Here is an 18,574-nt window from a genome sequence, read left to right as displayed (position 1 = left end):
AAATAAAAAAAACGACTAAGGAGACTTAGTCGTTTTTTTTATTCTTACTATTCATCATAAAGAAGACAGCTGCAATGATACCAATGATGACTAAGGCGAAAACACCAATCATGATAAAAGCACCATTGTCCCAAGAGTAAAGCGAAAAATTTAATGAAGTCATGATTTATCGAATTTAGGTTTGTCAAATTTAAATTGATAAATCAACAAAAATTATGATAAATATCATCCTAAGAATTTGGCCTTGAGTTCCGGAGTAGGAATCATGCAAGCTTCTTGTTTACCATACCATTTGTAACGGTTTCGGGCAACATAATCGTAAACAGTATTTGAAATAAATTTGGGAAAGATAGTCAGTATTTGAAGCAAGCTGTAAACTCCACCAAATTCATTTATGATTTTCAAAGCCGCTTCCGATTTATAGTAGTAAGCTTTCGTGGGTTCATACATGATAATACTATCAGTATTTGTCGTGTCTATGCCAATGTGTTTTATGATTTTTAAACCTAATTCTGATTGCAAAGGAACAAAACGGAAAACATCTTTTGGATCACGCTTAATCACATATTGTACGGACGAATTGCAAAGATTGCAAACGCCGTCAAAGAGAATAATTTTTTTGTCTATTGGTAAGTCTGCTATTTCCATGATGCTATTTTGCTTGTACAAATTCTAATTGTTCCAAACTCACTTTCGAAGTAAAGATACCATAATTTACGACCGCTTTATTTTTCTCAATTTTGTCAATAGTGCCAACGGATTTTCCGTCAACCATTCGAACACGGTCTCCGATTTTTAGAGTCACTTTCGGCTTTTCAGCTTCTTGTTTTTGGGCTTTGATTTTCTTCTCTTTCTTTGCGGTACGAATTTCTTCTACTTTGACTTTGACTTCTTCAACGACCTTTTTCTGAATAATTTCAATTTCTTTTTTCTCTTTAACGGTAGCTTTTTTGCGTTTAGAGTTTTCGATTTCTACTATTTTCAATAACTCGCCAATCAATACTTTTTTGTCTTTGTTGTTGAAATATTTCTCCGAAAGATCATCCACTTTTTGTCCCATATAAATCAAACGCTGATTCGCATCATACAATTCCTGGTAACGCTCCAATTTATCCTGAATTTTAGCATTGATGCCTTCCATTTTTTTACTTTCTTCACGGGCTTTGGTTTCTTCTTCTTTCAGATTTAACGAGGTTTTCTCTAGTTTAGAACGTTCTTTTTGTAAAGTGGCAATCGTTTTGTCAAAACGTACTTTTCCGCCTTCAATTTTCTTTTTGGCGCGATTGATTAAGCCATATGGAATACCATTTTTCAGGGCGACTTCAAAAGTAAAAGAGCTTCCGGCTTGGCCTAAGATCAACTTATACATCGGTTCCAATGATTTTTCATCGAAAAGCATATTGGCATTCGATGCAAAAGGCAATTCATTGGCCAAAATCTTCAAATTAGAATAATGCGTGGTAATAATTCCGAATGCTTCGCGATGGTAGAATTCTTCTAAGAAAATTTCTGCCAAAGCACCGCCCAATTCCGGATCGGAACCGGTTCCGAATTCGTCTATTAAGAATAAGGTTTTGGCGTTGCACTTTTTCAAGAAGTAATTCATATTCTTTAAGCGATAACTATACGTGCTCAAATGATTTTCTATCGATTGGTTGTCTCCAATGTCAGTCAGAATTCTATCAAACAAAAACGTTTCGCTGCGTTCGTGCACCGGTATCAAAATTCCGCATTGCAACATCAATTGTAGCAAACCAACGGTTTTGAGCGAAATGGTTTTTCCACCGGCATTCGGTCCTGAAATAACTATAATTCTACTGTTATTGTTTAATTCAATAGTTTGCGGAAAGGTTTTCTCCTTTTTCTCCAAATTGTTCAAAAACAAAATAGGATGGAAGGCATCTCGGAAAAATAATCTTTTCTCTTCAATAATGTTCGGCAAAATCGCATTGATTTTACGTGCATATTTGGCTTTTGCCGAAACCACATCTATATCACTCAGAAAATCTTGGTATTGTTTTAACAAGTCGATAAACGGCCGAATGTCATTGGATAGCTTCTTTAAAATCTTGGTAATTTCTTCTCGTTCTTCGTATTCCAAATTGCTCAATTCTCGTGAATAACGCAATGTCGCTTCGGGTTCGATATAAGCAATGCTTCCCGTTTTGGAACTGCCTAAAATGGAACCTTTCACCTTTCGACGGTACATCGCTAAAACGGCTAAAACGCGTCGGTTTTCAACGAAACTTTCTTTGATTTCATCCAAATAACCTAAGCCGTTGTATTGGCTTAATGCCTGACCAAAACTTTGGTTCACTTTACCGCGAACTAGATTCATGTCTCGGCGAATATTAATTAAATCAGGCGAAGCATTGTCTTTGATTTCGCCATATTTGTCAACGACTTCATCAATTTTTTGGATGATAAATTTGGTGTACTCAATTTGTGAAGCTTTCTCGTTGAGCTTTGGATAATAATCGTGGAATTTCTTTAAGAATAACAATAAGACATTTACCGTTTCCGAAAGCGTAGCCATTTTTCTGAAACTACCAACTTCCAGAAAACTATCTTCAATAGCTAAGAATTTGATGTCATGGGTAATATTCTCAAAGCCGTGATTCGGAATGGCGTTATTGTTGGTAAATGAGGATAAATATTCCGACGTTTGCAACAGCGCATTCATCAAGGTTTCCTTGTTTTTAAAAGGAACAATTTCCAATGCTTTTTGTTTGCCAATTTCAGTGTTACATCGATCTGAAATGGTTTGCAAAATTGTATTAAATTCTAAATCCTTTAGTGTTTTATCTGTAATCGATATCATTCAATCAATGTCTTTGGTTCAAAGTTACAAAGGATAGAATCCATATTGCAACAGAAAATAGTATTTTTGGTAAAATTTTATGAGATGTTAATCAAATTGCATTCTTCTTGGCATGACCAACTTTCAGACGAGTTTGAAAAACCTTATTTTAAGCAACTCACAGATTTTGTCAAAAGCGAGTATACCAATCATAAATGTTTCCCCATTGGAACTCAAATCTTTTCCGCTTTCGACCATTGTCCGTTTGATAAAGTCAAAGTGGTAATCATCGGTCAAGATCCGTATCATGGTTTAGGTCAAGCCAATGGATTGTGTTTTTCGGTTTCAGATGGGATTTCGTTTCCGCCATCGCTGATTAATATTTTTAAAGAAATTCAAGTCGATGTAGATTTGCCCATTCCCATTTCAGGCAATTTAGAACGTTGGGCAGACCAAGGCGTTTTATTGCTCAATGCCACATTAACGGTTCGTGAAAGTGAAGCCGGAAGTCATCAAAATCAGGGTTGGGAAGTCTTTACCGACGCGGTGATTCAAAAAATATCTGATACAAAAGAAAACGTAGTGTTTCTACTTTGGGGCGGATTTGCCAAAAAGAAAGGCGCTAAAATTAATCGTGACAAACACCATGTTTTAGAAACCGGACATCCATCACCATTAAGTGCCAATCGCGGATTGTGGTTTGGCAACAAACATTTCAGTAAAACCAACGTTTATTTGAAAAGTATTGGCAGAGCCGAAATTCAGTGGTGATTTAATTGACGTTGAAATAAAAATAACCACCACTGTCAAGGTTAGACACGGCGGCATTTAAATTTACAATCAGGTTTTTTGTTGAATTCTGTGAAACCAATTCTACGCTGTTGGTAGACGAACTGTTATAGCCAAAGGTTAATCGGTAATTTCCGGCGGTTAATAATGGGAAACCAACATCATATCGATAATATTCATCCACAGTGTTGTATTCGCAAATCGCATAAACGTAAGCGCCATTTTGAGCATCTCCGGCGTTGATGTCTAATTGGTTGTCATTTACCGTAACTACTTCCCAATCGGTAGCGTTTATTTTTCGTTCAATGACATAAGAAAATACAAATTGAGGAGCATTTCCGGTTGTTCTGTAAATATCCAACAAATTGGTTTCTCCCGGTTCGGGAATGTATCTTGCTAAATCGGCTTTTACATATAAATAATCACCAACATTGTAAGTCGTTTGAGGTGGAAAAGTAACGATGTTATTGCCGCCTTCTACATAAATGGTTTTGTAAAAGGTGTCATCGTTGGTATCGCAGTTGGTCATTAAGGCTGCAACAAATAGTAAAGCGAGGTATGATAATTTTTTCATGTTTTCTGTATTAAAATCGGTAGCCTAAATTAAATCCAACTCTTGAAATCACATCCGGACTTTCATCGCGGTTGGTTAGGTTGGAACCAAATCCGGCCAAAAATTCCAGGACAAAAGCGTCTTTGAGGTACATTTTATAGCCTAATCCACCGCCCAAACCAAAATCGGTGTATTCTGATTTTTTGGTAGTGTAATAACCGTTTAAATTTTCATCTTCTAAGCGTATAATTTCTTTGTAATCTCCACCATTATACGAACCGAATACTTCCGCAAAGTAGAAACTTTTTTTGCCTTTAGACAATTGGTATCTCACATACGGATTGAATTCAAATTTTGGGACATTATTTCTGTAACCATTATCAAAATCTTCATTCAACTGTTTGCTGTCGGAAAAATTGACATTGAAACCGGTAGAGAAATTGCCGCCAAAGAATCGTTCGTAACTCAAACTGGCTTTTTGCCAAACTAGCGCCGACAAAACATCGACTCTGAATTCATTTTTCTTATTGTCCAACGGAGTAGTTTCTTGGGCTTGTGAACCCAAAGAAATCAACAGAAATAGGCAAAGCAATTTTTTCATTATGGTTTGTTTTATAGGAAACGAATATAGTAAATAAAATAGTCAGAAATTGTTAAACCCCGAAGAATTATTCCAGCGTTAAGGCACCCAAAATTTCCTCATTCATAAAAGGACCACCGGGATATTTGGCGGTGTAATCTAAGTTAAGCCAAATGTTACCTCGTTCATCAATATGATAATTGATGGTTTTGTTTTTACTTTCCAGAGGGAAAAGAACTTTTTTTATCGCATAGTTTATTTTCTCCAAATCTTTTTGGGTTCCGATATACAATTCGGGATAAATATGTCCTTTGGTGTGAATGAGTCGCGTCGTTCCGCCAATAGATTTAATGCAAGCCGCCATGAAAATAGAATGGTCATCACAATCACCGGAAAGATATTGTAGTGACTCAGTTGCTTTGGCAATATAATCGCGTCCTTTGGGGTCACTTACATAATTCCAATTCGAATTGATTTCTTTAAAAACCGCAAAAGACTGAATTATGGTGAAGTACTCATGATATCCTTTTACGTCCTTAAAATGCTTGGCAGTAGCCATGATGGCAAAGTTTCTTATTTTCGGATTTTGGTATTCGATAGCATCTAAAATTTTGGACTTATTGGGAAAAGGTAAAAGTTTTGAGATGATAATGTCTTGCGGATAAGGATCATCATTCATGGTGTAAATCATGGTGCGATAGTCTTCGAATACACTTTCAAATCCATAATCGCTGAATAAACTACCGTAGCCAAGAACGAGAAAATAAAGGATAACAGAAATCAAGGTTACTCTTCGCAGCGCTCTTAAGATAAATTGAATAACGACAAGAATAAGAATAAAGAGTAAGATTCTGTCAATGTGATTGGCCCAATCAAGTGTAATGAAATTGTTGTGGGCGATGATGAAAATCGGAATGGTAATCAGAATGTTCAGCACAAAAATGATAATCAAATCCCAAGGACTTTTTATCCTGAATTTTTCTTTCAGTTGCTGATAAGTAAGATTTCCTATTTTGATCATATTGCCAAAGGTAAAAGCTAAACGGCTTTCACGATTTCAGCAAAAGTACCTTTTTTATCTATAATTTTGAGGTCAAACAACTGATTTTGAATTTTGTTTAACACTTTTTCTTCCAAAGGTTTTTGCGACCATTTGGTAAGCGATAACCATTCTTGGATATCTTCTAGTTTTTGATTGTATTTAGAAGCCAAAGTTCTGTCAATACTCGGAATATCTTTAAAATCAGCAGTAGTGTTATTGATGATGTCCAAAATCAAATCAACGGTTTGAAAGTGGTCTTCAAAGAATTCATTTCGCACCGCAATTACAAAACAAGGCCAAGGTGTTGGACAATCGGCAATGCGACGAAAAATGCCTTTGTCTACTAACGGTTTGGTCATAAAACGTTCCCACAAAAAGTAATCGGCTTTACTAGTCGTTAATGCTTCAACCGCGCCGTCAATGGTGTTGACGATTTCAAACTGTAGTGTTTCGGTGTTCCAGTTTTGGTTTTTGGCATTGACATAAGACATCAAATGCGAGCCGGAACCATAACGTGAAATTGCTGCTTTGGTGTTTTCTAAATCGGCTAAAGTTTGGTAGGATGAATTAGCACCCACATGAATGCCCCAAATTAGCGGACTTTCCACATAAACCTGAACAATTGAACTTGGGTTTCCTCCAACAATATCTTTTACGATGCCTTCCGTCAGAATTACAGCAATATCGGTTTCGCCATCGCGTAGCATTTGACACATTTTACCCGTGCCTTCCGGAATGTCAGTCCATTGTAAGTCGATACCGGCTTGGAGAAACTCACCGCTTTCGATGCACAAATGCCAAGGCAAATTAAAATGTTCGGGAACGCCTGTTATTTTTACAGTTTTCATTTAGATTTTTAGATTGTTAGATTTTTAGACTTCTTAATTTTTAGATAGAACTTTGTCTTTAATTGTTAGCTTCTAACTATCTAAAGCGAAGCGTATCTGTAGCCCAAAGGGCGTTTCTATCGATCTGCGATGGCAGGATTTTCCATTTGCCACCATTTCCAAATGACGCCGTCTTTATCGGGATAGTCTTCCATGAATTTCATGCCGACTTTTTGCAAAATATGGTTGGAAGCACCGTTGTCAAAATGCGTGTAGGCATTCATTTTGTCTATTTTCATTTGGTTGAAACCATAGTCGAGCCAAGCTATTGAAGCTTCGGTGGCGAAACCTTTGCCCCAAAATTTTTGGTTTAAGCGATAGCCATAATCGTAGAAATTGGTATTGCCGTTTTCTACATGGTCATCGACAAATTTGATGCCTGTCCAACCGATGAATTCGTTAGTTTCTTTTACAATTGTGGCAAAACGACCGATATTATTTCTTTCGTATTGACTGCGAACGTATTCGATAACTTTAATGACTTCGTCTATTTTTTGTATCGGAGTTTGCCAAAGGTATTTGTGTACTTCCGGATTTTTATCCATGGCAAACATGGCTTCGGCATCGGAAAGTTCGAGCGGGCGAAGTAAAAGACGATTTGTTTCTAAAATTAAATTCATGTTTTTTTAATTAGCCCCGATAGAAGCAAGTATCCTTTTTTTTAAGAAAAGCACTTCTCCCGAAACTTCGGGATGCACTCAATGTGACAAAAAAAGATACTGCGGAAAGCGGGAAATAGCTTCTAAAATTTATTCTGCCAATTTGTTCAAAGCATAGGCAATCAACGCATCGACGGCTTTGTATGGATCTTCGCTGAAAGTTCCTGTTGCTCTGTTGGCGATAATGGCGTTTAGCGACAAACATTCGTGACCTAAAAGCTTGCCTAAGCCGTAAATGGCCCCGGTTTCCATTTCTAAGTTGGTCATTTTGATGCCTTCAAATTCGAAGCGATCCATTTTGCTGTTCAAATTGGCATCTTGAATTTCGAGGCGCAAAACGCGTCCTTGCGGTCCGTAAAATCCGCCGGCTGTTCCTGTGAAACCTTTGAATATTTGATCGCTTTCCATTCTTTTTTCGAGTGTTTCTGAACAGGCGATGACATAAGGACGTCCTTTTCTTGCATCCCAATTGGTTTGAGTGATGAAGGCTTCTTCCATCGCTTTTTCTGAAATATCATCGATTAAATAGGAGCGAAGCATGTTATCTAATCCCAGCCCGAAGCGACTCATGACAAAACTGTCACAAGGAATATCGGCTTGCAATGAACCCGAAGTTCCAATTCTGACAATGTTTAAAGACGTTAGCTGTTCTTTTGGTTTACGGGTTTCTAAATCGATGTTGACTAAAGCATCCAATTCGTTCATGACAATGTCAATGTTGTCCGGTCCGATTCCGGTAGACATTACGGTCATTTTTTTGCCTTTGAAATAACCGGTTTGGGTTTTGAATTCGCGTTTTTGTGTAGAGAATTCAATGCTGTCAAAGAACTGTGTAATTTTTTCTACACGGTTTTGGTCACCTACGAAGATGATGTCGTGGGCAATATGTTCCGGCTTTAGGTTTAGGTGATAAACGCTGCCGTCGGGATTTAATATTAATTCAGAGGATTGTATCATTTTCTTTAATTGATAGTTGATAATGGATAATTGACAATGAAAATTATTAGTTATCCATTATCAATTGTTAATTTATTTTAGCCGCCAACGCGTTTGGTTTTAAAGCCTTTGTCTTTAAGCAGGTTCATTATTTTATCGCGATAATCGCCTTGAATAATGATGGTGCCGTCTTTGAAAGTACCGCCCACACTGAGTTTGGTTTTGATTTCTTTGGCTAAGACTTTAAAATCTTCGTCGCTGCCTTCGTAACCTTCGATGATGGTGGTGGCTTTGCCTTTTCTTTTTTCATATTTGCAAATCATGGGCGCTGCCTGAATGAATAGCTCGTGATTTTCTTCGCGAACTGCTTCCGGTTCGTTTGATGGTTCGTGGTCGGGGAAGAGTTTTTTTAATTGTTCTTGTAAGTCCATTTTTTTAAGTTGCTAAGTGACTGAGTGACTTAATCGCTGAGTTCTTTTCTTAGGCACTCAGAAACTTAGGTACCCCGCTACACGAAAAAAACCAAAAAAGACATCAAGTGTTTAACTCAATGTCTTTAATGAAATTATTGAATTAACTTTTTACTTTTTAAGTCCTAGTTCAACTAGTCTTTCGTTAAGATATTCACCGGCGGTGATGTCTTCAAATCCTTTTGGATGATCGGCATCGATACATTTTTCTAAACAGTTTAATGGCATATCGCTAACGGGATGCATAAAGAACGGAATAGAAAAACGAGAGGTTCCCCATAATTCTCTTGGCGGATTCACTACTTGGTGAATCGTTGATTTCAATTTATTGTTGGTGTGACGTGATAACATGTCACCTACATTAATCATCAATTCGTCGGGTTGTGCCATAGCATCAATCCAGTCACCATTGTGATTTTGTACTTGTAATCCTTTACCTTGAGCGCCCATTAAAAGCGTAATCAAGTTGATATCACCGTGAGCAGCGGCACGAACGGCGCCGTCTTTTGGTTCGTCAGTAATTGGCGGATAATGAATAGGTCTTAAGATACTGTTTCCGTCTTTGATATAGTTGTCAAAATAATATTCGTCTAAACCAATGTACAATGCCAAAGCTCTCAATACATAAACCCCTGTTTTTTCTAACATTCTGTAGGCTTCTTTCCCAACTTCATTGAAGTGTGGCAATTCAGAAACGGTTACATTGTCAGGATATTCGCTGGCGTATTTTGAACCTTCGCTAACGTATTGTCCAAAGTGCCAAAATTCTTTTAAATCACCAGCCGAACGACCTTTGGCATGTTCTTTTCCAAAAGACACATAACCACGTTGGCCGCCGATTCCGGGAATTTCATAATTGGCTTTGGTTTCCAATGGCAAGTTGAAAAAATTACGCACTTCGGCGTATAAATCACTTACCAGTTTGTCATCAAGAAAATGACCTTTTAGTGCTACGAAGCCAATGTCTTCGTAAGCTTTTCCGATTTCATTTACAAATTTTTGTTTACGTGCCGGATCATCCGACAGGAAATCACGTAAGTCAACACTTGGAATTTGTTGCATACTACTAAAACTTTTTTGTTAATAACTCAGGTTGGAAAAACTCCAACGATAACTACAAATGTAACTAATTTTTGAATAGAAAAGTTCAAAGTTGTTAACAATTCTCGTATCAGTTTTTACTCATTCAAATAGATTTCTTTGACTTTCCCCTAAAAAACTACAACGATTGAAATCTGTTTTTATACTTTTGCAACGCTAAAATAAACCAGATGAATTTCGACAGAAAAGAGTTATCCAACCTACAATTATTAGATTTATATAAAAGGCTACTTAAACCAAGATTGATAGAAGAAAAAATGCTGATCTTGTTGCGTCAAGGGAAAGTGTCTAAATGGTTTTCCGGCATTGGTCAGGAAGCCATTTCAGTAGGAATTACTGCCGCTTTAGACAAAGACGAATACATTTTGCCTATGCACAGAAACTTGGGTGTGTTTACCGGAAGAGACATTCCGTTACACCGTTTGTTTTCCCAATGGCAAGGCAAGAAAACCGGTTTTACTAAAGGACGTGATCGTTCATTCCACTTTGGCACTCAAGAATTCAAAATCATCGGAATGATTTCGCATTTGGGACCGCAAATGGGCGTGGCTGATGGTATTGCTTTGGCTAATAAATTAAAGAAAAACGGAAAAGTTACTGCGGTTTTCACCGGAGAAGGAGCCACTTCTGAAGGTGATTTTCACGAAGCGTTGAATATTGCTGCTGTTTGGGAATTACCTGTCTTGTTTGTGATTGAAAATAATGGATATGGTTTATCGACACCCACGAATGAACAATATCGTTGTGAGAACTTAGCTGATAAAGGACTTGGTTATGGTATGGAAAGTCATATCATTGACGGGAATAATATCCTTGAGGTATACACCAAAATAGCAGCATTAAAAGCGTCGATGGTTGATAATCCACGTCCGGTTTTATTAGAATTTAAGACTTTTAGAATGCGTGGACATGAAGAAGCAAGTGGTACTAAATACGTTCCACAAGAGTTAATGGATCTGTGGGCAATTAAAGATCCAATTTCAAATTACAGAGATTATCTACTTGAAATAAGTGTGCTTTCGGAAGAAGAAGACGAAAAGATTAAGAAAGCCATTAAAGCAGAAATTGATGAACATTGGGCGATTACCATAGCCGAACCGGATTGTGAAGCTGATTTAGCTGAAGAACTTAATGATATGTATGAACCGTATGAGTTCGAAGTCTTTAATCATCGCGATGCAGTTGAGAATATTCGCGTCGTGGATGCTATTTCAAATGCCTTACGTCAATCAATGGAACGTCATGATAATTTGGTTATCATGGGTCAAGACATCGCTGAGTATGGTGGCGCTTTTAAAATTACGGATGGTTTTGTGACGCAATTTGGTAAAGAAAGAGTTCGCAACACACCAATCTGTGAAAGTGCCGTGGTTTCTGCCGCAAACGGATTGTCAATCAACGGATACAAAGCGATTGTAGAAATGCAATTTGCCGATTTTGTTTCCACGGGATTTAATCCGATTGTGAATCTTCTGGCCAAACAACATTACCGTTGGAATGAGAAAGCTGATGTAGTAGTGCGTATGCCTTGTGGTGGTGGAACTCAGGCCGGACCTTTTCACTCGCAAACTAATGAAGCTTGGTTTACCAAAACCCCGGGATTGAAAGTCGTTTATCCTGCATTTCCGTATGATGCCAAAGGCCTATTGAACACAGCGATTAACGATCCGAATCCGGTGATGTATTTTGAACACAAACAACTTTACCGTTCGGTTTATCAAGAGGTACCGACGGATTATTATACTATTCCGTTTGGGAAAGCTGCTTTACTGAAAGAAGGAAGTCAAGTGACTGTTATTTCATTTGGCGCCGGAGTACATTGGGCTTTGGAGACTTTGAATAAACATACAGATATTAGCGCAGACTTGATTGATTTGCGTTCATTACAACCTTTGGATACTGAAGCTATTTTTACTTCAGTAAAAAAGACAGGTAAAGTGATTATACTCCAGGAAGATACTTTATTTGGTGGCGTATCAAGTGATATTTCAGCGATGATTATGGAACAGTGTTTTGAGCATTTAGATGCGCCGGTATATAGAGTTGGAAGCTTGGAGACCGCTATTCCTTTTGTAAAAGCGTTGGAAGATCAATATTTGCCCAAAGAACGTTTTGAGAAAACTTTATTGGAATTATTAGCTTATTAAACTATTTATTTTTACCATAACTTTATACAAAGGCACTACAATAGTTAGTGCCTTTTTCTTTAACAGTTTGTTTCTAAATGTATAATTAATTTTAACTTTAGTTATAATTTTTATCTATCGAAAAAATGATTTACATAAATAATATTGGGTAAATTTGACTTATAACAGAACTAAAATTTATTTACAGTATGGAAAATAACCACAATGCCAATGGTGCAGGTAAATGCCCATTTTCCGGAGCACAAGTCAAACAAGGAACAGAGATTCCAAATAATAGTTTTTGGTGGCCGAATGCGCTTAACCTTGACATTTTGCACCAACATGACACTAAGACCAATCCTCTTGGAGAAAATTTTAACTATGCGGAAGAATTCAAAAAATTAGACCTTGAAGCATTAAAAAGTGACCTTAAAACGCTAATGACAGATAGTCAAGATTGGTGGCCTGCAGATTGGGGACATTATGGCGGATTGATGATTCGTATGGCTTGGCACAGCGCAGGAACCTACAGAATAGCCGATGGTCGTGGTGGAAGTAATACAGGAAACCTTCGATTCGCACCACTAAACAGTTGGCCGGATAATGGTAATCTTGACAAAGCACGCAGATTACTTTGGCCAATCAAGAAAAAATATGGTAACAAAATATCCTGGGCTGATTTAATGATATTGGCTGGGAATATGGCTTATGAATCAATGGGCTTTAAAACATTCGGATTTGCCGGTGGTCGTGAAGATATTTGGCATCCGGAAAAAGATGTTTATTGGGGTGCAGAAAAAGAATGGCTAGCACCTTCGGGTGGCGAGGGTAGTCGTTATTCCGGACAAAGAGATTTAGAAAATCCATTGGCTGCTGTAATGATGGGATTAATTTATGTCAATCCGCAAGGAGTAGATGGTAAATCCGACCCTTTAAAAACAGCCATAGACATGCGCGAAACCTTTTCGAGAATGGCCATGAACGATGAAGAAACCGTTGCGTTAACTGCAGGCGGACACACCGTAGGTAAAGCCCACGGTAATGCTGATGAGAGTGCCTTAGGGCAGAGTCCGGAAGGTGCCGATTTAGAAACGCAAGGTTTTGGCTGGATGAATCCAAAAGGAAAAGGACATGGTGCCGATACCATAACCAGCGGATTAGAAGGCGCTTGGACCACATTTCCGGACAAATGGAATCATACCTATTTTAATTTATTGTTGAACCACGATTGGCAACAGACCAAGAGTCCGGCCGGAGCTTCGCAATGGGAACCGGTAAGCATCAATGAAGAAGACAAACCTTTTGATGCTCATATCCCAGGCGTACGCAGAAACCCTATGATGACTGATGCGGATATGGCTTTGAAAATGGATCCGGAGTACCGCAAAATCTCAGAGAGATTCCAAAACGATTATCCTTATTTTGAAGACGTATTTGCCAGAGCATGGTTCAAATTAACCCATCGTGATTTAGGCCCGAAAAGCCGTTATTTAGGAGCTGATGTTCCTCAAGAAGATTTGATTTGGCAAGACCCGATTCCAACCGTTGATTATACACTCTCGGAATCTGAAATTGAAGAGTTGAAAGGAAAGCTTTTAAATTCCGGTTTAACTCCAACCGAATTGATTAACACCGCTTGGGACAGTGCCCGAACATTTAGAGGTTCTGATTTCCGTGGTGGTGCTAATGGCGCCAGAATTCGTTTAGCACCTCAAAAAGACTGGGAAGGAAACGAACCGGAACGTTTGCAAAGAGTATTGGCCAAGCTGACTGAAATACAAGCCGGATTGAGCAAAAAAGTAAGTCTTGCCGATTTGATTGTTTTAGGTGGTTCTGCTGCTGTTGAAAAAGCAGCTCAAGCAGCTGGGGTAACTATTAAAGTTCCTTTTGCACCGGGAAGAGGTGATGCAACTCCGGAAATGACCGATGCCGAATCATTTGACGTATTAGAGCCATTACACGATGGTTTCAGAAATTGGTTGAAAAGTGATTACAAGGTACAACCTGAAGAAATGTTGTTAGACAAAGCCCAATTGATGGGATTGACTGCACCGGAAATGACCGTATTGTTAGGCGGTATGCGTGTATTGGGAACCAATTACGGAGGGACAAAACATGGTGTGTTTACAGCAAATGAAGGGGTTTTAACCAATGATTTTTTTGTGAACTTAACAGATATGAACTACTCTTGGAATCCGGTTGGTAAAAACCTTTACAACATAGTAGACAGAAAAACCAGCCAGACCAAATGGACAGCAACAAGAGCAGATTTGGTATTTGGTTCTAATTCTATCTTACGCTCTTATGCTGAAGTATATGCCCAAGATGATAACAAAGAAAAATTTGTAAAAGACTTTGTGGCGGCTTGGACCAAAGTAATGAATCTTGATCGATTTGATTTGGTTTAAGTAGTTATAGTTTATTGATTAAAAAAGCAGCTCATTGAGCTGCTTTTTTTATTAGTCACTTGTGGTTGTCTAACGCGAAAGGATTCGCGCACGAGCGGGGATTGCATATCCGCGATATCGAGTTACTACTTTTTTATATTTTTTTTAAAAATAAAATATAATATTAAAAAGATAAATAATGGAAAAAAATAAATAATGATAAACCAATAGAAATATATATAAATGTTAAATAAAAAGCCTAAAGTATAAATAACAAATATTAATAAAGATAGCCAAGAACAAAGTAATACAATTGAAACTGTCATTTCATGGAAAAAAATGTCTTTTTGATTTTCATCAGTATTTATTAAATCTAACAAAAAAGTTAAAAAACCAGATGAGCTAATGCTTATTACAAAGCACATTGCAAATATTATAACAATATCATTGGAAATAAAAAATTCATTGTTGAACAAAAAAATAGAAACATACCAAAAAGGAATTAAAAATAAATTAAGGGCAAAACCCCTTAAGGATTCATGCGATTCATTAAGTTCTTTTATAATTGACATTTTATTTTAATTTTTTTTCACTTATTAATTTTTCATAAATACTTTTCAATTTTTTTTCATCAATATTTATACTTGTTCTGTTAGTTAAATGTTTTATTCTTTCCCAATTTACAGTTGATGTTACATTTGAAAGTCTCTCGACTAAAAAGAAAGCTTCTTCATTATTCAAATCTTTTTTATTTAGTTCTCCAAAAAAATACTTGATAGCATCCGATAATCCGTTTACTCCCTTTTCATATCTAACTGAGGATATATATATATTTAGGATTTCATTTTTTGTAAACTGTTTACTAATCCAATGAGAAAGCAAAATTTCAATAATTTTTCTAAAATATTTATTTTGATTAGATGGAATAAATAATGTTCTACAAAGTTGCATTGTTATTGTTGAACCACCGTGTTGAATAAAATTATATTTATTTCTAAAATATTTAAACCTACTTAAAAAACCTCTTATTAAGGATTTTAAAGAAATACCGGAATTAGAATTAAAATTTTTATCCTCAATATCAATTAAGATTAGTTTTAGTTTACTATAATTTACTTTTAACCTGTCTAATTCAATAGACGAAAGTTTTGCTCTATATAATATATATTCAAAATTTTTTAAAAGCTTTATTCTGAAAATAGAAGAAATAAGTTTTACAAAATTTAAATAAGCTGTTTCGTGTTGTTCATTTAGAGGTCGTCTAAATATAAATAGATACCATACAGTAATTGCTATGTTTCCAAAATACCAATTTATTTCTGGGCAATGGAATGACACTTCATAGAGTTCCTTTTCTTTAGTTGCTAACCACCAAATAACATTAAGTCCAATTGTAAGTACCCAAAAAGGAACAGATTGAAAAACGAACCAGCCATTAAAGTATTTTATAACAAATGGATTAGTAGCTCCTTCAACTCTCCAATTTGGTATTGTTAAATGTATGTTACCATAATCTAAGCCAAGCATAGTTCTTAATGAAACTACTTTCTTTGCGTTAATAGTAATTTGTCTTTGCAATTCCACAAAATATCTTAAAAGTATGCCGCCAAAGGCTATCAGAATTAAAGAAAAAATTAAAGAATTAGATTTAATTATTGATAGGTTTTCTTTTACTTCATCATCATTTTGACTAAAAAATAAAGGAACCAAAACCGTTATTATAACAATTAAAACATTCGTAACTTGACCATAAACTTTTGTTTGACCATTTGCAATTTTTTGGGCTTCTTCAAACTCTAAAAGTACAATATCCCTGTTTTCAGGTTTAAAATTATAAGTTGGGTAATATTGTTCAGCCTTGCTATCCATAATTTACTTCTTTTTACTTTTCTTCTCCGTACTAAACAAATCCACAGTATACTTTTCATAAAACTCAAATAGAAAGTCCACGTGTTTGGCTTAACTGGTTTTAGCCAAGTATTGCGAATTCAAACTGACGGGCGTGAATTTAAACTTACAGCAAAACTCGCAATTTCAAGAGACTGCTGTTAACTAATGACTTTTATATTTCTACGAAAGATTAAATTTATGTTTTTGGTATTTTATCTATTAATTTATTCAATATTCCTGACATAAGTTTTACTTTAGTTGGATCCTCATCATTTTCGATTTCAACTTTGTTTTGTTGCATTCCTTCAAAATATTTCATTATTTGATTCCATCTGATGCTTTCTTTTTTCTGTATTAGTTCCTTTCTGGAAACTCTAATACTCGTAAATACTTCTCCAGTTTCTTCATCTTCAATTTCATCTTGAGCTAAATTGATTCCATATTCATTTAGTGCTTGTGCCACATTACCAGAAATTGCATAAATAGCCGACATATTTCGCTTATCTTGATTAATTTTCTCGTAAGTCGAAAGTAAACCTTTTAATAAACTATACATTCCTGTTAAGACAGCACTTAAACATAATGCCCAAGGTAATTTAACGATTAATAATCCAAAAGCATAATTTATTATTTGCCAGTTTGTTATTTTAGTTCCTTGGCTTTTGATAAAAGCATCGTAGCTATCAAATATATTTAACAAATTTGGTATGCTAAAACCAATGGCTGCAATTGCCGCAATTAGAATTCCAATAATAACTAAAGAATAAAGATTCATATTTTTATTAGTTTCTTCTAAAAAATCTCTAAATTGATTAATCAATTTTACTTTTCCAATTGCATTTTTTTCAGCATCAGTTATTTTTTTGTTAGAATCTTGATTTGCAGTTTTAGTTTTTAAATTTATTTCTTCAAGTTCTTTTTCAAATTTTGAGCTTAAGGCTTTTTCTTTTTCTTGATAAGTTTGTTCTAATTTTTCAATTTTCTTTTTTAAGTTTTCTTCTTCTAAAGCTTCTTTTTCTTTTTGCTTTAAAATTCTTGTTTCTTCAATAGTTTCTTTACTTGAAATTTCACTCGCTAATAAGTCCCTTTTTTCTATTAATTTTTCTATTTCTGCTTTTAAACTTAATAAGATTTGAGAAGCAATAGAGCCTTCGCTACCGCTAGTTTGTTCTCCAATTATTGCATTAAGATTTGTATGTTTATTTTCTAAATCTTTTATTTCTTTCTTTTGTTTTTTGATTTGTTTTTCTAAATCTAAAAATTCAGCAGATAAATCTATCTTTTCAAATTCACTCTTTAATAAGTCATAACCTGCTTGTCCATTTCCAAATCCTTCTATAGCTAAGTATGGAATTGCATTATTGCCATAACTTATATTTGGTAATTGATTTACAAGAGATTTAATTCCGGCTATAGTATTAATAGATGATTCTTCTTTCATAATATTTGTTACATTAAGTTGTTGAGTTCGCAGTATTTCTCCAAGGTATTAATTAAAGTTCCTTGGCTTGCAACAGCTGCGACGATTTATTACTAATGATTCCAAGTACAAAACTTGGCTTTGAATTTTCGTAGAAAATTCGGTTTACAAACCATGCCACGCAGTTGTTGCAAACTGCTATTAGCAGTAGTTTTTGAATCAAAGCTAACTTTTTAAATTTAGGTCTGAATATAAAATATTGATTGTTTCTTCAGTTATTTTTGCAATTCTTTCGTATTCTTTTTCCACTCCGGATATTTCATTAGTACCTGCTATACTAATTTCTGCATTACATAAACCACTCATTTCAGAGATTAAATTTTCAATGGATTTTTTACTTGATTTAGATAAAAATATTGAATTGATTTCAAAAATCTCAGCAACAGCTGTTCTATGTTCCAAAGCTCCAAGATTTTCTTCCCAATAAGGAGAAAATTCATTTCCTTGATAATAAGCACTTCTTCCCAAACAAAACTTTTTAAGTTCTATCAGTTTTAAGGCAATTTCTTTAAACGCTGGAATTTTATTTTGGTATAGGATGTCGAATTTTTTTGTTTTAAGTGTAAAATAGTATGTTAGTAAACCAGCCAAAAAAGCTGAAATAAACGGAGAAACTACCGCTAAAACTTTAAAAAAATCTATTTCAGGCACTGCTGTATCACACATAAGATTTTATTTGTTGGTTTATATACATTCGTTGTGAAAATTATTGCTAACTAATGGATAAGTATTTTCATTACCAGCGTTGTTCCCAAATTTAACCAATTCCCCCCACCACCAATCAATCCCCATCAATAGGGATTTTACCTTAAGTTATCAACATAAATTTCTTACGATTAGCTTGTTTTGGGTCAGTTTGAAGGTAAATATACTT

General features: G+C 35.6%; 18 protein-coding genes. 3 read left to right on the top strand and 15 right to left on the bottom strand.

Annotation, left to right across the window (positions count from 1 at the left end):
* Positions 1-25: 25 nt before the first annotated feature.
* From C8C84_RS17155 to C8C84_RS14280, 3 genes are all read right to left on the bottom strand, one after another.
* Positions 26-163, bottom strand: a complete 138-nt coding sequence (locus C8C84_RS17155; RefSeq protein ID WP_199717182.1) for a hypothetical protein — start codon at positions 161-163, stop codon at positions 26-28.
* Between the two features lie 62 nt (positions 164-225).
* Positions 226-648, bottom strand: coding sequence for a thiol-disulfide oxidoreductase DCC family protein (locus tag C8C84_RS14285; RefSeq protein WP_370453648.1), 423 nt, complete (start codon positions 646-648; stop codon positions 226-228).
* 4 nt (positions 649-652) lie between these two features.
* Positions 653-2,821 carry a DNA mismatch repair protein MutS gene (locus tag C8C84_RS14280; RefSeq protein ID WP_121314291.1) on the bottom strand — a complete coding sequence of 723 codons (2,169 nt, stop codon included), beginning with the start codon at positions 2,819-2,821 and terminating at the stop codon, positions 653-655.
* An 84-nt stretch (positions 2,822-2,905) separates the two neighbouring features.
* On the opposite strand from C8C84_RS14280, the gene C8C84_RS14275 reads away from it, so the two are divergent.
* Positions 2,906-3,571, top strand: coding sequence for a uracil-DNA glycosylase (locus C8C84_RS14275; RefSeq protein ID WP_121314290.1), 666 nt, complete (start codon positions 2,906-2,908; stop codon positions 3,569-3,571).
* A 1-nt stretch (position 3,572) separates the two neighbouring features.
* Here the strand turns inward: C8C84_RS14275 and C8C84_RS14270 are convergent, their stop codons facing one another.
* The 8 genes from C8C84_RS14270 to C8C84_RS14235 all read right to left on the bottom strand — a co-directional run bounded on the left by C8C84_RS14270 (position 3,573) and on the right by C8C84_RS14235 (position 9,778).
* Positions 3,573-4,163 carry a hypothetical protein gene (locus C8C84_RS14270; RefSeq protein ID WP_147406869.1) on the bottom strand — a complete coding sequence of 197 codons (591 nt, stop codon included), beginning with the start codon at positions 4,161-4,163 and terminating at the stop codon, positions 3,573-3,575.
* Between the two features lie 10 nt (positions 4,164-4,173).
* Positions 4,174-4,743: a DUF3575 domain-containing protein gene (locus tag C8C84_RS14265; protein ID WP_121314288.1), complete on the bottom strand. Its 570-nt coding sequence runs from the start codon at positions 4,741-4,743 to the stop codon at positions 4,174-4,176.
* A 67-nt stretch (positions 4,744-4,810) separates the two neighbouring features.
* On the bottom strand, positions 4,811-5,743 hold the full coding sequence (locus tag C8C84_RS14260) for a transglutaminase (protein WP_121314287.1): 933 nt from the start codon (positions 5,741-5,743) through the stop codon (positions 4,811-4,813).
* Between the two features lie 17 nt (positions 5,744-5,760).
* Complete coding sequence (locus C8C84_RS14255) at positions 5,761-6,612, bottom strand: substrate-binding domain-containing protein (protein WP_121314286.1); 852 nt, start codon at positions 6,610-6,612, stop codon at positions 5,761-5,763.
* Between the two features lie 116 nt (positions 6,613-6,728).
* Complete coding sequence (locus tag C8C84_RS14250; protein ID WP_121314285.1) at positions 6,729-7,271, bottom strand: GNAT family N-acetyltransferase; 543 nt, start codon at positions 7,269-7,271, stop codon at positions 6,729-6,731.
* A 129-nt stretch (positions 7,272-7,400) separates the two neighbouring features.
* A complete protein-coding gene (locus C8C84_RS14245; RefSeq protein WP_121314284.1) occupies positions 7,401-8,267 on the bottom strand; it encodes a nucleoside phosphorylase in 867 nt (288 codons plus the stop codon).
* Positions 8,268-8,344: 77 nt separating this feature from the next.
* Positions 8,345-8,677, bottom strand: coding sequence for a translation initiation factor (locus tag C8C84_RS14240; protein WP_121314283.1), 333 nt, complete (start codon positions 8,675-8,677; stop codon positions 8,345-8,347).
* A 150-nt stretch (positions 8,678-8,827) separates the two neighbouring features.
* Positions 8,828-9,778, bottom strand: a complete 951-nt coding sequence (locus C8C84_RS14235; RefSeq protein ID WP_121314282.1) for an isopenicillin N synthase family oxygenase — start codon at positions 9,776-9,778, stop codon at positions 8,828-8,830.
* Positions 9,779-9,987: 209 nt separating this feature from the next.
* Between C8C84_RS14235 and C8C84_RS14230 the strand changes: the two genes are divergently transcribed.
* On the top strand, positions 9,988-11,964 hold the full coding sequence (locus C8C84_RS14230) for a thiamine pyrophosphate-dependent enzyme (RefSeq protein WP_121314281.1): 1,977 nt from the start codon (positions 9,988-9,990) through the stop codon (positions 11,962-11,964).
* Between the two features lie 188 nt (positions 11,965-12,152).
* On the top strand, positions 12,153-14,351 hold the full coding sequence (katG, locus tag C8C84_RS14225; protein ID WP_121314280.1) for a catalase/peroxidase HPI: 2,199 nt from the start codon (positions 12,153-12,155) through the stop codon (positions 14,349-14,351).
* Positions 14,352-14,476: 125 nt separating this feature from the next.
* Here katG and C8C84_RS14220 read toward each other — a convergent pair whose 3' ends face one another.
* The 4 genes from C8C84_RS14220 to C8C84_RS14205 form a co-directional block, all read right to left on the bottom strand.
* Positions 14,477-14,902 carry a hypothetical protein gene (locus tag C8C84_RS14220; RefSeq protein WP_121314279.1) on the bottom strand — a complete coding sequence of 142 codons (426 nt, stop codon included), beginning with the start codon at positions 14,900-14,902 and terminating at the stop codon, positions 14,477-14,479.
* Position 14,903: 1 nt separating this feature from the next.
* On the bottom strand, positions 14,904-16,199 hold the full coding sequence (locus C8C84_RS14215; RefSeq protein WP_121314278.1) for a biosynthetic peptidoglycan transglycosylase: 1,296 nt from the start codon (positions 16,197-16,199) through the stop codon (positions 14,904-14,906).
* Between the two features lie 217 nt (positions 16,200-16,416).
* Positions 16,417-17,661 (bottom strand): hypothetical protein, encoded by a 1,245-nt coding sequence (locus tag C8C84_RS14210; protein ID WP_121314277.1) that lies wholly within the window; start codon positions 17,659-17,661, stop codon positions 16,417-16,419.
* A 204-nt stretch (positions 17,662-17,865) separates the two neighbouring features.
* Positions 17,866-18,366, bottom strand: a complete 501-nt coding sequence (locus C8C84_RS14205; protein ID WP_121314276.1) for a hypothetical protein — start codon at positions 18,364-18,366, stop codon at positions 17,866-17,868.
* Positions 18,367-18,574: the final 208 nt, after the last annotated feature.

Source organism: Flavobacterium sp. 102 (genome assembly GCF_003634615.1).
GTDB lineage: Bacteria > Bacteroidota > Bacteroidia > Flavobacteriales > Flavobacteriaceae > Flavobacterium.
Note: the sequence above shows the minus strand (reverse complement) of the source record. Positions and strands in the feature narration are given on the sequence as shown.